At 34.0% G+C, this 16,687-nt stretch carries 11 protein-coding genes; 5 read left to right on the forward strand and 6 right to left on the reverse strand.

Annotated elements, in window-relative coordinates; translation table 11 throughout:
- The first annotated feature begins 33 nt into the window (after window positions 1-33).
- The 5 genes from KFE69_02705 to waaF all read left to right on the forward strand — a co-directional run bounded on the left by KFE69_02705 (window position 34) and on the right by waaF (window position 4,964).
- Window positions 34-288 carry a hypothetical protein gene (locus KFE69_02705; GenBank protein UTW43072.1) on the forward strand — a complete coding sequence of 85 codons (255 nt, stop codon included), beginning with the start codon at window positions 34-36 and terminating at the stop codon, window positions 286-288.
- Window positions 272-856 (forward strand): DNA-3-methyladenine glycosylase I, encoded by a 585-nt coding sequence (locus KFE69_02710; GenBank protein ID UTW43073.1) that lies wholly within the window; start codon window positions 272-274, stop codon window positions 854-856. The genes KFE69_02705 and KFE69_02710 overlap by 17 nt, the downstream gene beginning before the upstream one ends.
- Window positions 853-3,609, forward strand: coding sequence for a bifunctional [glutamate--ammonia ligase]-adenylyl-L-tyrosine phosphorylase/[glutamate--ammonia-ligase] adenylyltransferase (gene glnE / locus KFE69_02715; protein ID UTW43074.1), 2,757 nt, complete (start codon window positions 853-855; stop codon window positions 3,607-3,609). The genes KFE69_02710 and glnE overlap by 4 nt, the downstream gene beginning before the upstream one ends.
- 69 nt (window positions 3,610-3,678) lie before the next feature.
- Entirely contained in the window at window positions 3,679-3,909 is a 231-nt protein-coding gene (locus tag KFE69_02720; protein UTW43075.1) for a zinc-finger domain-containing protein, read from the forward strand.
- Between the two features lie 5 nt (window positions 3,910-3,914).
- Window positions 3,915-4,964 (forward strand): lipopolysaccharide heptosyltransferase II, encoded by a 1,050-nt coding sequence (gene waaF / locus KFE69_02725; protein ID UTW43076.1) that lies wholly within the window; start codon window positions 3,915-3,917, stop codon window positions 4,962-4,964.
- 17 nt (window positions 4,965-4,981) lie between these two features.
- Here the strand turns inward: waaF and KFE69_02730 are convergent, their stop codons facing one another.
- The 6 genes from KFE69_02730 to dnaE form a co-directional block, all read right to left on the reverse strand.
- Window positions 4,982-5,173, reverse strand: coding sequence for a cold-shock protein (locus KFE69_02730; GenBank protein ID UTW43077.1), 192 nt, complete (start codon window positions 5,171-5,173; stop codon window positions 4,982-4,984).
- Window positions 5,174-5,292: 119 nt separating this feature from the next.
- Complete coding sequence (locus KFE69_02735; GenBank protein ID UTW43078.1) at window positions 5,293-8,682, reverse strand: beta-ketoacyl-ACP synthase 3; 3,390 nt, start codon at window positions 8,680-8,682, stop codon at window positions 5,293-5,295.
- A 128-nt stretch (window positions 8,683-8,810) separates the two neighbouring features.
- A complete protein-coding gene (locus KFE69_02740; GenBank protein UTW43079.1) occupies window positions 8,811-9,497 on the reverse strand; it encodes a DJ-1/PfpI family protein in 687 nt (228 codons plus the stop codon).
- A gap of 77 nt (window positions 9,498-9,574) precedes the next feature.
- Window positions 9,575-12,316, reverse strand: a complete 2,742-nt coding sequence (locus KFE69_02745; GenBank protein UTW43080.1) for an Hsp70 family protein — start codon at window positions 12,314-12,316, stop codon at window positions 9,575-9,577.
- Window positions 12,317-12,319: 3 nt separating this feature from the next.
- Entirely contained in the window at window positions 12,320-13,072 is a 753-nt protein-coding gene (locus tag KFE69_02750) for a DUF2807 domain-containing protein (GenBank protein ID UTW43081.1), read from the reverse strand.
- Window positions 13,073-13,138: 66 nt separating this feature from the next.
- Window positions 13,139-16,618 (reverse strand): DNA polymerase III subunit alpha, encoded by a 3,480-nt coding sequence (gene dnaE, locus KFE69_02755; protein ID UTW43082.1) that lies wholly within the window; start codon window positions 16,616-16,618, stop codon window positions 13,139-13,141.
- Window positions 16,619-16,687 lie beyond the last annotated feature (69 nt).

A 16,687-nucleotide genomic window follows, 5' to 3' on the forward strand; every position in this document is an offset into this window, starting at 1 on the left:
TAAGTTTCGTTGACCAAGGAGAAAATGAAAATCATGGCTTCTAAAAATAAGCAAAACTTAAATGATGAAATGACAGATTTTCCATTAGATTTAGATCAACTTTTATCACATACTGATGCAGCGGGAAATCAAGAAATTGCGCAAGCATTAGGCAGCCTTGTTTCTTCTGCAATAGAGCTAACAAAACTTGCAAGTGACTATGAAACAATTACATCAGCAGATGATTTTTTAAAGCTTTATCATAAATGTTTTCTAACTATTTCAGGCGCATTTGAACATGCAGGATAAAAGACGCTGTTTTTGGGTTAATGATGATCCACTTTATCTAGGCTACCATGACCATGAATGGGGTGTACCAGTTTATGATGAGCGACAATTATTTGAGTTTTTGTCTTTAGAAGGCATGCAAGCGGGATTAAGTTGGATTACGATTTTAAAAAAACGCAATGCTTATAGGACATTGTTCGATCAGTTTGATATTCAATTAATTGCCCAATATGATGATAAAAAAATTCAGTCATTACTTAAAGATGCTAGTATTATCCGAAATAAATTAAAAATTAATGCGATTATTAATAATGCGCGTGCTTGTATAGAGTTAAATCAACAGCGTTCATTATGTGACTATTTATGGTCATTTGTAGATGGTAAGACGATCGTTAACCATTGGAAGGATAGATCAGAAGTACCATCAGAAAGTGATACTTCAATTGCAATGTCAAAAGATTTAAAAAAGAAAGGTTTTAAATTTGTAGGCCCTACAATTTGTTATGCATTTATGCAAGCAACTGGTATGGTCAATGACCATACAACGGATTGTTTTCGTTATCATCAACTAAATGCAGATTCATATTGAAAGCAATGACCGAGTTAAGCAAAGATAATCAATATAATGAATTAATTGAATTAGTTTTCAAACAATTAAACAAGATCAACAATGATCAAATTCTAAATAAATTAAGTCGTTCACAGATTGAATTTTTATTTGATAATTCACCTTTTATTGTTTTATTTGCCAAACAACACCTTGAGCTATTTGTAGAGGCAGTGACATCTGCTTTACCAAAAAACTATACTCAAGCATATGATGAATTTATTCTAAAGTACACTATAAAAGATTTTAATCAAGCCATTCGCCTATTTAGAAGGCTTCATTCGGTAATTATTATTCATCAAATGATTAATCAAAAGCAACCGTTTGAACTAATTGCCAAGCATCTATCATCATTAGCTGATCATTTAATTAAAATCACTTTAGAGAAAACATACGCTGATATAAAGGCACAGTTTAGCCTTGATCATGTACCAGCACTAATTACATTGGCTTTAGGTAAATTAGGTGGCAATGAGCTAAATTTTTCATCTGATATTGATTTAATTTTTTTGTATGATGAAAAAAATAAATTATCATTTGACCCATTAAAAGTTTATACGAATGTTGCACAACGGTTTATTCAATATTTAAGTCAGTTAACTAAAGATGGCTTTGTCTATCGAGTTGATATGCGCTTAAGGCCATTTGGAGAAGGTGCGCCGTTAGTATGTTCAATTTCAAGTTTTCAATCTTATTGTATTAAACATGCCAGAGAATGGGAGCGATATGCATTAATAAAAGCGCGTCAAGTAGCAACTATGAATGAACAAGTTAATCAGATTATTAGTGATTTTGTTTATCGAAATTATATGGATTATACAGTTTTAGATGCTATTCGGCGTATGAAAAGTAAAATTCTTAAAGAGATGCAGATTGAGCGTTTACGTTTTAATATTAAGCTTGGCCGAGGTGGTATTCGTGAGATAGAGTTTATTGTTCAATGTTATCAATTAATTTATGGTGGTCAAAATCGCCACTTAAGAACCTGTCATTTACATGATGCATTGATGAATCTAGCAAAATACCAACATATTGATCAATCAATTGCAGATCAACTTTATCAACATTATGTATTTCTTAGGAACTTAGAAAATATATTGCAAATGATTAATGATCAACAAAGACATCATTTGCCTAAAAAAGAATTAAATCAAATAAGAGCAAGTAAAATGCTATCTTATAATAGTTGGCTGGATTTGTTTGCTGATTATAAGCAAATAACAAAAGCTGTACAGGTAGCATTTGATCAGCTGACCCACTTTAAAGAGATAGATCAAACATATAAAGAAAAGCAAAGTCACACGACTGAATCTGTATTGGCAAAAATTGAACAACAAGCTGATATAGAGGCATTAATTAATACATTTAAAGAAAAATTAAAACGAAATAGCCAATTATCCGAGCAAACTTATCATTTGATTAATGAGCTACTATTTTCATTTTTAATTGAAGTTTATCTTTATTCTAAAGAAGAACAATATGCACTTTTAGAACATATAATAAAATTATTAAGAACGATTGCTAGACGTAGCACCTATGTGCATTTATTGGCTGAATCTAAAGCACAGCTACCTGATCTAGTTAAAATCATATCAACAGGAAATTGGTTTTCACAGCGTTTAATTCAGTATCCTCATTTATTAGAAACTGCATTATTTTTATCTGATGATCATAAGCAACTATATTTAAATAAATCAGATTATAATACTTTTTTATTAAAGCGGATTAGCCAGGTTGATAGTAATAGCAAGGAAGAATTAATAGAAACTGTGCGTCGTTTTAAGGTTGAGGAAGTTTTTAAAGTGGCTATTGCTGAATTTAAGCGTAGTTTAACCTTAATGGAAACATCAGATGTTTTAAGTGCGTTAGCTGAATCTATTATTGAAGTGATGTTAGATGCTGCTTGGAGGCAAATAAAACGTAAGTTATCTATTAAGGATAGTGAGTATATTCGCCTAAGAGAATCATTTGCTGTTATCGCATATGGAAAACTAGGTGGCTTTGAACTTGGCTTTGGCTCAGATCTTGATTTAATTTTTCTTTATGATTCGTCTGATGAGCTAAAAAATCAAGCCAAAGTGTATGTTAAGGTCGTACAACTTTTTGTTAGTTTAATGCAAACAGAAAGTTACTCAGGGAAATTATATCGCATTGATTTAAGATTAAGGCCATCGGGTGAGACTGGATTATTGGTTTCTGATATTAATGCATTTGAAAATTATCAAATGAATCAAGCCTGGGTTTGGGAGCATCAAGCCATTACGCGTGCTCGTTGGATCTGTGGTAGTGAAGTACTTAAACATAAGTTTGAGTTAATACGTTATCATGTGTTGGCTAGGAATAAAAATTTGGATGAACTTAAAGATCAGATCATAACGATGCGTAAAAAAATGAATCAAAATCTATATAAGCCCCAAAATGGCTATTTTGATTTAAAATTTTCTCCAGGTGGCATGATTGATATTGAGTTTTTAGCTCAATATATGGCATTAGCATATACCAGTAAATATAAAGAAATTAGCCTATTTAGCGATAATATTCGTATTTTTCAATCCATGGAAAGTGCGCAGCTACTTGAATTTCAACAAGCGCAAATGTTGATTGAAGCTTATTGTTATTATCGTGATTTAAGTTATGACTGTTTATTCAAGAATCAACCATTGTTAGTTGAGATTGATAAATTAAAGCCTTATGATAGCAAGGTAAAGAGAATTTATGAAAAATGGCTTAATTAGTCGAGTATTTTAAATTAAGCTATTCTTACTAAAGATAAAGTGATTAATGAGATTTAAATAGGAGTGGCTATGTCTGAAAATAATCATATTGTTCATGTAACTTTGAGCGATTTGCCAGTTCACTGTCCAACCGATGAAACAAAGCTTTGGAATGAACACCCTCGCGTATTTATAGAATTAAGTGTTGGTGCACCTGAAAATAGTTGCCCTTATTGTAGTACTAAGTTCAAATTAGATGTTTCAGAAGAAGAGAAAAAAGAGCTCGTTGATGATCCAACAGATAGAATAATTGATATTTAGTTTATATGAATAAAAGAAATTATTATTTAATTATTGGGCCTAGTTGGATTGGTGATATGATTATGTCCCAATCGCTTTATCGTCTTTTAAAATTAAATGACCCTGACTGTTTAATTGATGTTTTAGCACCTAAGTCAACCTATGATTTAGTTCAATTTATGCCAGAAGTAAATGAAGTAATCTTAGCACCATTTAAACGTAAAAAGCTCGGATTTAGTGATCGCAGGCTACTAGGTAAATCACTAAAAGGAAAAGGCTATACACATGCAATTGTATTACCTAATTCATGGAAGTCTGCTCTAGTTGTATTATTTGCCAAAATAAAGCATCGTATTGGTTTTAAAGGTGAGAGTCGTTATTTATTGCTTAATGATTTACGTCACTTAGATAAAGAAAAACTACCTTTAATGATTGAGCGCTTTTGCGTATTAGGTATTGGTAAAAAGGATCTATTACCTAGCAAATTGCCTTGGCCTAAGCTTAAATTTGATCAAGTACAAGTAAATAAAATATCACAAAAATTTGGCTTTGATGATCGTAGTTATCAAAAACTTATTGCATTTTGTCCTGGTGCTGAATATGGCCCAGCAAAGCGATGGCCAGAGAACTATTTTGCACAAACGGCAGCTCAATTAGCAAAAGAAGGCTATAAAATATTACTCTTAGGTGGGCCAGGTGATAAAGAAATCTCAGATAAAATCCTTACAGAGTATGAAAAAATAGTAACCGATGAATTTAAAAATCATTTGATTGATTTGGTAGCTAAAACAAAGATTACTGAAGTCGTTGGTTTACTATCAAAAGTTAAGGCCGTGTTAACCAATGATACAGGGTTAATGCATATTGCTAGCGCATTTGAGCGACCAACCTTGGTTATTTATGGTTCATCTTCAGCAGGCTTTACCCCGCCGTTAAATAACAAGGCTGAGAGTATTTATCTTGATCTTGAGTGTCGTCCTTGTTTCAAGCGTACTTGCCCATTAGTCCATATGAACTGCTTAAATCAATTAACACCACAGATGGTGTTAGATAAATTTAAAAATATTAGTGAATAGAATAATGTATTTTGTTATTAGATTTTTCTTACATTAACGGCAGCAGGGCCTTTTTGAGTTGTTGTAACTTCATACTCGACTTGATCATTATCATTAATCATGCCTTCAACGTTACTTTTGTGTACGAACAAATCTTTAGAGCCATCTTCTGGTTTAATAAATCCAAAGCCTTTTTCGTGATTAAAAAATTTTACTGTACCAGTTGCCATATTTTTACTTTCCTATATTTTAATGAATAACTATTGCGACAATACAATAACATACTTTCAACGCTTATGGTATTAAAATATGCTATCTCATAAACGAATTTTTTATTTTTTTATGCGATCTACTTTTTTGTAAGAATAGCTGCACCTGCTGTAAAGCCTGCGCCAAAGGCACAAAGCGCAACTTTTTCATTTGCTTTTAAGTCGTTTAAGGTCTCTGATAATGCAATTGGGATTGTACAAGAAGAGGTGTTACCAAAGCGCTCAATATTACTATATAAAGTGCCTGGAGCAAGCTTTAAGCGTTTTTCAATGGCTGCTGAAATACGTAAATTTGCTTGGTGTGGAACAATTAAATCGAAATCATGTAAATCAAGTTTGGCGTTCTCACAGCAGTCATGCATCACTTGTGACATGGTCTTAACAGCAGATGTGAATAACATACCACCTTTTAATGCAATACCAGAAGCTTTATTCGTTGGAACATTAATTACCTCTGCTGGTTTAGCAGTAGCAGTTAGTAATGTTTGCTCAACGATTGCTGTTGCATCACCAATGTGTTCTTCACCTGTAATAATTGTAGCTGTTGCTGCATCACCAAATAAAAATGCAGTATCAAAGTCAGTTGGATCAACATACTTAGATAGTGCTTCAGCAGTTAGTAATAAGACTTGTGCTTTTGGTCTTGATTTTAAGAAATCTTTTGCATGGTTTAATGCATAGATATAACCACTACAAGCAGCATTAAGATCATACGCAGTAATATGATGCTCACCAAAATTTGTGTATAGTTTTTCTAAAACTTGCGTTGCAACTGCAGGTGATTGGTATACTTCTGGCGTACAAGTGGCACATAAAATAAGATCAATATCACTAAGTTTTAGTTGATGTTGATTAAATATTTCAATGGTTGCTTCATAAGCTAAATCAACGACACTCTCACCATCTTTTAACCAGTAGCGATTCTCAATTCCAGTTCGATCTACAATATCTTGATGGCTATGGTTAGGGAAATGTTTTAAAAGCTCACCATTAAGTACTTGACGGCTGCCTGTACGATAAACAGGCTTGGAAATGCCAACAAGTAAATTAAGTGACTGCTGCGAATGTGCTAAAAGTTCAGTTTTTGATGCTACTTCAGTTGCTTTTTTAGTTATGATTGCGTGTTTTTTGACAATTTGGCTTTGGCCTTTTGAGCCTTCTGCAAGTTTAATGCGAATTAATGGTGAGCCAACTAATGCCGTTTCAGATTCATTGACATAAATTTGTTCTACAACACCTTGGTGTGGTGACAAAATTTCACCAGCTGATTTGGATGCTTCAATATCAACAATTTTATCAGAGGCTTTAATTTCATCGCCTTCTTTAATATGAATTTCTGAGATTAAGACACTTTCATCTGAAGGGCTTGCGCCAATCACTTCAACGGTAAAGTAACCAGCTTCATCTTGTTGATCAATTTGCCACTGAATATTTAGATCTAATAAATCACAAGCAGTCGTTAAAATGGTTTCAAAGGATGGTAACACTTCAAGTTGATTGGCATAATTACACGGTGTGTAGGTATCTGCTCTTGTAATACGTCGAGCACGAATTACCTCGTTTGAGTTTTCTATCACAGAAGCAATAACCTCAGCACCAACACCACAACTATGGTTGTCCTCATGTGTGACAATTAAGCGTTTAGTCTTTTCAGCCGAAGCAAGTAGTGTTTCTTTATCAATGGGCTTAACTGTTCGTAAGTCAATGACTTCAGCCGTTATGTTAACTTCTGATAAGGCTGCTGCGACTTCTTGGCATAAAGATACGGTATTTCCCCAACCAACTAAGGTAATGTCATTGCCTGGTTGAACAATACGTGCTTTACCGATAGGTACTAGCTGTTTGTCAACATCGTGGGAAGTTGTATCTTCAATGGATGCATTATTTAGTAGCTTTTTAGGGTATAGAAATACACACGGACGCTTAGATTTAAATGCGGCATTTAGCATACCAACAGCATCAGATGCATTCGATGGCATATAAACATCAATACCTGGAATATGTGCATAAGTTGCTTCGTTTGTTTGAGAGTGGAATGGGCCAAGGCCTGGACGATAACCACCGCAGGCTGCAAAAACAATCACAGGGTTTTCCCATTGTCCATGACTGCGCCAATACATGGTGCCTAGTTCAGTAAAGATTTGGTTGTATGCCAAAGGCATAAAATCAGCAAACTGAATGAAAGCAACAGGTTGTTTGCCTGCAAGCGCCATGCCAGATGCTAATCCGGTAATGGTTGATTCTGATAATGCTGTATTAATTACTCTTCCTGGGAATTGAGTCGAGAGGCCTCGAGTAATGCCAAAGACATCTCCTTTACCATCTTCAATATCCTCACCCAATAGGCATACATTTTCGTTAGTTAATAAATGATGCTTAAATGTTTCACGCATTGCCTCTAACATACTTAAGCGGTCAATTGATGTAAAATCACCTCGGTATTCTGCAGCTGATGGTTTTAATTCTTCGCTAAGTGGGCGTTCAGCAGTAAAGGTTGCTTCAGGTTCATCATCTTGGCGTGCTTTATTAACGGCGTTCTGTACTTCATTTTTAACTTCAACTGCCATCTGATCTAAAATTTCAGGTTCAACACCCAATGAAATTAAATAGCTTTTAGCATGAATAAGTGGGTCATCATCAAAACTTCCTGATATTTCATCATTGCTTCGATATAGTTTTTGATTATCTGCATTGGAATGATTATCTAGTCGATTAACTTTAAATACAACAATGCCAGGTTGTTGATTGGCTCGTATATCATCAACAATATTTTTTAATTCATCATAGTGTTCAAGTGCTTTGGAGCCATCAAGGTATGTAATTGGAATATCATAGTATTGGCTAGCTTGCGCATGATCGGGTAAGGAGAAAAATGTCTTACCCTCTGTGCGCGTGGATATGGCTAAACCGTTATCATGAATAAAGAAAAGTACAGGTAATTGACTGCGCTTAGCCTCTGCTATGGCTTCTGTTACTTCACCTTGTTGTGTGGTGCCATCACCAATAGCACATAATACAACAGCTTTTTTATCTTTTTCTTTTAAAACATGTGCCACACCTGCAGCTTGCAATGCACTATTTCCCACAGGGCCGACAATGCTCATAATATTTAATTCTGGCGCAGACATATGCGAAACCATTTGACGTCCATGCGAGTGCGCATTTGCTTTGCATAATGCACTTAAAAAGAACATCTCAGATGAAAGGCCTCTTGCTAACATTAATGCTTTATCACGATAATGGCAATGTAGGTAATCTTGTGGTTGAAACATAGGTGCTAATATGGCAGCGCCTTCATGGCCTTTACTGGAGGCTAAAAAGTTAGCTTCACCACTATTAACTAACTCGGCTTCCATATGATCGCCTTCACGAGATAATAACATATAGCGATATATATTTAGCAGTGTATTAATTCTCTGTTGATCTTTAATTGGTGTAGACATTTCTTCAGTCATTAAGTTGTCATCCATCTTCTTTTCTTTCAATTTTGTTAATTAATGTTAATAAATACTAAAACTTGTTATTAATCTCAGGGTAGTTTACCTGATCTTGAGGGCGATATGAATAGGTAGATACATCTTCAGGTATAATCATTTGATTAAGAATTAATATAATCCTTAATATATTGAGGCAAATCTGTCGCTTTACTACTTACGTTAGGAGCATAGTCTGGCAACTGATTTTTTGTCTCTAAATTACAATAGCTCAAACGCTCTGGGAAATATTCAAATAGTAGCTGAACTTTACCTGCTGTTTCTTTGCCAGCAATTGATGCAATTAACTCAAGGGCTAAGTCAATACCACTGGAAATTCCGCCTGCTGTCCAAATTTTTCCTGATTTAACAATACGTTCACCACAAAACTTTATATCTTTTAAAGCTTGAATTTCAGGGACAGCCCGCCAATAGGTTGTCACTGGTTTATCTTTTAATAATCCAGCATGATAAAGTAAAAACATACCAGTACAAACAGATAATAAAAATTCACAGTGATTTGCTTGTTTTTTAATAAAATCGAGTAGTTTAGCATTTTTTGACTGTTCAAGGCGCCCTTTGCCACCTGGTACAATAAAATAGTCAAAGTCAGGTGCATTATCAAAAGTGCAATGAGCATTTAAAGTAATTTTATCATCACAGTGTATTTGTTGCTCATTTTCAGAAACTAAATATAGATTGATAGGAACGTTAAGTATATTTTTCCATACTGAAAAAACTTCCCAAGGGCCAAAAACATCCATAGGCTGAACAAAATCATAAATAACAATGCCGAGATTTTTAGTCATCATTATCTGCTCCTAAAAAGTATTAAGCTGCGCTTTGAGTATAAAGGATAGCTTATGTGATTAAAACCCAATTTTTTTCATTAAAGTGTTAATCCAAGTGGCAAGTCATTACCATAAAGATATCGTGAAGTGTCAATATCTAGTTGGTTGACAGATTTAATTAGCTCTACTTGGTTGTGCTCTGCTTTAAGTTTGTTAAATAAATGTATTAGTTTTTGTTCATAGATTGAATCAAGCTGGTAATAGTCATCATCTAATTTTCTCGCGATTAAGATTAATGCATGTACAATCAATTTGGTGTGCTTTTTGTGTTTCTTAACGCTAATTGCAATTGGAATTAATTGTTCTAACCATGATTCAATACTATCTGTAGGTATTAATTCTTGGGGGTTAATTGAAATCGGCTGGCGGTTACCAATGCGGCCTAAAGCCCACCAGTAAAGCGAGTTTAATGGTTTTTGGCTAATCAGTTTAATTAGTTGATTACCAAGTTCGATACGTTGATGCATGGGTAATTTTTCTAATACGCTTACAAGACGTATTTTTTCATCAAGAGCAATTAAGTTTTTTTGCGATAGATAATCATGTTTTGTTAAAAGTGCGTGTTTTATTTTTTGATAAAGTGACGTTTGCATTTTAGCACTTAGGCCTGGAGCAAGGCGTCGCCACATCACCCAAAAACTACTAATACAGGCATTATGTTTAACATACTCAATACCTTTATCGTAAAGTTCATAGGCTTTCTCAATACGCTGGTTATCTTTATATTCACCAAATCCAGGGTTTAATAACAAGCCTGTTAAATAATAAAAGTATTGCTCTGCCTCAGGTCGCTTAAAGCGTAAATATCTTATCTCAAATAAAATATCCCAGATTTCACGAGCAAAGTGTATCGGCCATTGATGAATATCGCCACTAATATGATTTAATCGCTGTTTAATTGTAGCAATGCCAATTGTTTTATCAGAAAAGAACGTTTCTAGTTGTTGTTTAATTGCGGCTATTTTAGTTTCATTAAATTTAGTTTCGTCATCATTTTTTGCTTTAGGTAAAATTTGACTCTGATAAGCTTGATTGGTTAAATTAAATTCTAAAGGATGGGCTTTATTATTTTGATCATAGATCATTAAACTTAAAATACCAGCTTCATTTAGCTCTGAGGATAAGGTCGCACAATGATTACTTGATTGGCTTTTCAATTCTGTAATAACAGAGCCTACATAGTTAAATTGATCATCTATTTCAGTTAGTGTTTCAATGTCATATGTATTTTGATCATTTAAAAATAGAGGAAAGCGTAATAATTGATTAGATTGTAATTTTAAAGGGTGTTTTGTAATTTGATTGATATGACCTTCTGGTGTACCTTTTGTTAGAATACATAAACCCATTTTATCACTAACTTGAATAAAGTAGTTTGATCTGGAGCCTGCTTGGATTGTCAGTGATTTTTCATGTTTAGCTTTTAAATAGCTACAAGCACCATAGGCGACAGCAAGTGAAGGTTCATCATTATATAAAACCTCAGTTGGTTCTGATTTAACTTCTCGCCAACTATCGATAATTTCTGTTATACGCTGAGTAAATAATTGGCAATGGAATATCCCACCGTTAAAAAGTATAACTTGTGGGATAGGAATGCTATGGTTATCTTTAATGTTTAAAGCATCTCTTGCTTCTTTTTGATTCTGATATAGAAAATCTGCAATATGGGCTGTAATTTGAGGATTTGATTCAAATGCTAAACCAAACTGCCTTAATCCTGTCGTTGTTTTTTGAGGTGTTAAACCTTCCAGTGAAACTTTAGGAAAGAAACCATCAAGTAACTGTTCTAAGTGACTTTGATCTAATAAGACAGATTCAGTCTTTGCAATAAGCTTTGATTTTTTGAAGTTAAAGCTAATATTAATTGATTGCGTGTTATGATCTGTGTGTATTTGACTAAATAATGTTTCTTTAGCTTGTTGAATTTGATTAAGCCATTGATTTTGGTAATGGCGTTTTAATGATTGCTGTGTTTGCTTTATTAATTGCTGTAATAAAAAGCAGTCCATATTATCACCACCAACTAATAAATGTTTGCCTGTTGCAATTCGATTTAGGCTTGGTCCATTTGGTGATAGTTGTAATTGAATTAAGCTAAAATCTGATGTGCCTCCGCCAATATCTAATACTAAAGCAAGCTCACTAACGGTTTGATCTATTTGTTCATCAGCTAAGTTGTGTGTATTTAACCAGTGATAAAAAGCTGCAATGGGTTCTTCTAATAGCTTAACGTGCTTAAAGCCTGTCGATGTGGCTGCTTTCAACGTTGACTGACGTGCTTGATCATTAAACGATGCCGGTATGGTAATAACAACAACTTGATTTTCCAATAAGTCATTTGGGTATTGATGATTCCAAGCACCTTTTAGATAGTCTAAATAATGAATGATTACTTCAAAAGGAGAAATTTTTGCATCAACTTCATGGCTACCAAGTGGTAGAAATGGAGACTCAATATTCATCACTGGGTGTGATAAGTAACTTTTGGCACTTGAAATGCTTAAATTTGGGTAATTACTAGCAAGTTCTTTAGCCAGATGGCCAATAATTGCTTTGGATTTTTGCCAAGGCATTACAACATCACTAAGTTTAAAAAGCGCATCTTTGGCATAAAGATAATAAGCCGGTAGTAATGTTAATTCTGCTATTTGTCCAGGGGCAACTATTTGAGGGATTTTAAACAGTTGAATCGGTTGATTTGGTTTTTTTAGATCATAGTAGCTTAAAGCAATATTAGTCGTTCCTAAATCAATACCAATAAGATAACGATTCTGCAATGATTATTTACCTACGATTGTCTCAATTAACGTAGACTGTATAGTATCATCTTGCTGACGGTTTTGCCATGAAACAACTTTAACTGAGCGTGATATCTGTTTTGCTAATGAAGGGTTGCCTTTATAGACAACTTTAACATTGCCACTGGCCTTAATCAGTAGGTTATCTTGGCTGTCAACATACAAATTAGCAGAACCTGAAGCATTGATTGTTGTATTTTGCGTTTGGAGGTTAATGGCATGTAGTGAAGATGCACCAGATGCATTAACTGTCATATTTTTTGATGCACCCTCAACGTGCCCGTAAGTGTTACCAGATAAATTAAGTGTTAGGTTTTTACTTTTTAGACTTCTAGCATCAAAAACAATATTACCTTTTGCATCTAGCTTATTAAATTTTTTTGTTTTTATAATAACTTCCATAGGTTGACTTGGTTTAATCAAATAACCAGGTCGTGCTTGTACAAGTAAACAACCGGAGTAATTTTTAACTTCAATAAGCGGAATTAAGTTTTCATCTACTTTAATCGTTACCATTGATTGATGAGATTGTACAATATTAAGTCTGAATGTGCCTTGTAACTGAAGACAGCCTGTGTTTTCAACTAAGTATGATTTGGTGCTTAGTTTTCCGCTGCCATAACGAGATTGTGGTTCGCCATAAGCCAAATAATAGTTTCTAATGCTCAGTAATATAATAAATAGTACTGCTATAACAATGATAAATATAAATAATGAAATTAACTTACGTTTCATAATTTCTCTTTTTAAAGTGCGTAGTACTATAAATATAGCAAAAAGTTAAATAATTAGCTTAATAATTTAATTAAATAGTAGATCAATTCTATCAACTGAGTTTATACTTTTAATCGTATCAATAATATTTTGATTTAAAGTTAATACATAATTTAATGGCCAATTAACACATACTTGCGCTTCTTGCCAATGAAATGATAGCCGGTTAATGTTACTGTCATTATTATCATCGGTAACAAGTGATTTGATTTTAATTAAATCATCGCAGTTGCGTTGATCATTTAAATAAATGGCAAGGCCTTTAGCATATTTATTAATTGCGTGATCAATCGTTAGAATTGCTTTTGCATTAATGCGTAGTCCACCGGTATAATTATCTTCTTCAACATCGCCTTCAACGATAATGGTGTCATCTACATGAAGAGTATCTTTAGTTTTTTCAAATAAATCAGCAAATAAGGTAATATCGATGCGTAATGTTGCATCATCAATTGAAAGGATACCAAATGCCCTGCCTGTCTTTGTCTTTCGTTGCGTAAAGCTAATGATGACACCAGCAAAGCGCTGAGAAGATTTTTTAGTGGTATGACTAATGCTATTAAGTGCTTTAATACCTAAGGTGTCTAATAATGCTTTATTCTCATCGATTAAGTGGCCTGATAAATACAGTCCAAGAGAAGATTTTTCACGTTTTAATCTTTCTTTAAGGCTAAATGGGGCGCAGTCTGTGTAAAGGGTTGTATCAGTTTGAGTATTATCATCTGGCTCAGAAAATCCAAATAAATCACTTTGTCCAGAAGATTGTGCTAGTTCATTTTGCTCCACTCGCTTAAGTAAGTTATCTAATGATAATAAAATTGAAGCACGATGGGTTCCTAAGTCATCTAACGCGCCTGCACAAATTAAAGCTTCTAGTACACGCTTATTTGCTTTTTGTAAGTCGACTCGCTGTAAAAAATCAAGGACATTTAAATAAGCACCATGTTTTTCTCGTTCATCAATAATCATTTCAATTGCAGATAAGCCGACACCTTTTATTGCACATAAACCATAAACTACATCATTATTTTGGCTGACTGAGAATTGTTTTTGACTTTGATTAATATGAGGAGGGATAACGTTAAGTCCCATTGTCATACACTCATTAATCAACGTAACAATTTTATCAGTATTATCCATATCAGAAGATAAAACAGCAGCCATAAATTCTGCTGGATAATGTGCTTTTAGATAAGCGGTTTGATAAGACACTAAGGCATAGGCTGCTGAGTGAGACTTGTTAAAGCCATATTTGGCAAATTCTTCCATTAAATCAAAAATTGAAGAAGCAAGCTTTTCATCAATGTCATTTTCTTTTGACCCTGATATGAAAATATCTCGTTGCTTTGCCATTTCTTTAGGGTCTTTTTTACCCATTGCGCGGCGTAATAAGTCAGCGCCACCTAGTGTGTAGTTTGCTAAAACTTGTGCAATTTGCATGACTTGTTCTTGGTATAAAATCGTACCATAAGTTTCTTTAAGTACAGGCTCAAGTTTTGGGTGTGGATAAGAGACTTTTTGACGGCCATGTTTTCGATTGATAAAGTCATCGACCATACCAGAACCTAATGGACCAGGGCGAAAGAGTGCTACAAGTGCAATGATATCTTCAAAGCAATCAGGCCTTAAGCGTGCGATTAATTCTTTCATGCCACGTGATTCAAGTTGAAAAATTGCAGTTGTCTCACTACGTTTGAGTAAGTCAAAGGTTTTTGTATCATCTAGCTTTAATGTTTCGATATTAATTAAGGGCTTAGATTCTTTCTTTAAGCGTTTATTAATTAAGTCAACAGCCATTTTAATGACCGTTAAATTACGTAAGCCTAAAAAGTCAAATTTAACAAGGCCAACCTCTTCAACATCTTTCTTATCAAATTGACTGACAAGTTGTTTGGAACCTGCCTCACAGTAGGAGGGGGAGAAATCAGTTAATGCAGAAGGTGAGATAACAACACCACCTGCGTGTTTGCCTACATTTCTTATTGTACCTTCTAACTTAAATGCATAATTTAAAATTTGCTCTGCTTCTTCATTATCTTGGCAGAATTGATATAATTCAGAGCCTTCTTTATAAGCATCCGTTAATGTAATACCTAGTTCATTGGGAATTAATTTGGCAATTTTATCAACGAAGCCATAAGGTTGTGCAAGGACACGCCCCACATCACGAACAACGGCTTTTGCAGCCATTGAACCAAAGGTAATAATTTGTGAAACACTTTCTCTGCCATAACGTTGAGCAACATAGTCAATAACACGATCACGCCCATCCATACAAAAATCAATATCAAAGTCAGGCATTGAAACACGCTCAGGGTTTAGAAATCGCTCAAATAGTAAATTGTAAGGCAATGGGTCAAGATCTGTAATTTTTAATGCATAGGCAACTAATGATCCAGCACCAGAACCTCGTCCAGGTCCAACAGGGATATCATGATCTTTTGCCCATTGGATAAAGTCAGCAACAATTAAAAAATAACCAGGAAAGCCCATCTGGCAAATCACATCAATTTCTATTTGTAGTCGATTTTTATAACGTGACTTTAGCGCTTCATATTCGGATGCTTCATAATTATTCAAAATGCTAGAAAATCGCTTTTCAAGGCCTTCAAAAGACACCTTTGCAAAGTATTCATCAATGCTTAGGTGTTCTGGAATTGGAAAGCTAGGTAAAACAGCATTACCTAATCTAAAAGTAACATTACAGCGTTTAGCAATAATTACAGTATTCTCTAGTGCACTTGGCAGATCACTAAAAAGTGCTTTCATTTCTTCTGCACTTTTAAAGTATTGCTCATTAGTATATCTGCTGGTTCTTTTTTCATCTAATAGAGTATAACCTTCAGAGATGCCTACACGAACTTCATGGATGTCAAAATCTTCTTTATTCAAAAAGCGTACGTTATTTGTTGCAACAATGGGAATATCATATTGTTGGGCAAATTTTAAAACCTCAGTTGTATAATAAGTTTCTTCTTCTTTGCCTAAACGTTGTATTTCAATAAAGAAAGAATCATCATCAAAAATATTTTTATAAGCTAATAAAGTTTGTTGGGCTTTTTCTAAATGGCCTTTATTAATCAGTAGGCCTATCTCTCCATCACAACCACCTGATAGTGCAATCACTCCTTTTAATGATGCATTAAATAATTTATTTTTATCAATAACTGGAATGCCATTGACTCGCTCAGTCGCATTTAAGTAAGCATCAGAGATAATCTCAACAATATGCTGATAGCCTATTTGGTTTTCAGCTAATAAAGTGAGTGTCGTATGTTCTTTTTCATCTGTCTGAATTAATAAATCAACACCAATAATTGGCTTAATACCATAAGATAGTGCTTGTTTATAAAATTTAATTATAGCGAATAAATTGCATTGATCAGTCATTGCAACTGCGGGCATATTACGGCTAACTGCTTCTGATAGCAAACGCTTATGGCGGATAGTACTATCTACTAATGAATATTCACTATGTACTTTTAGGTGAACAAAATCAATTGTCATATCGTTATATTATTTAAGTTATGATTAAACTAATTTAAACTTGATGTCACTGTACCATAAAGTGGTGTT

It is taken from the genome of bacterium SCSIO 12844, assembly GCA_024397935.1.
Classification (GTDB): Bacteria; Pseudomonadota; Gammaproteobacteria; order Francisellales; family Francisellaceae; genus M0027.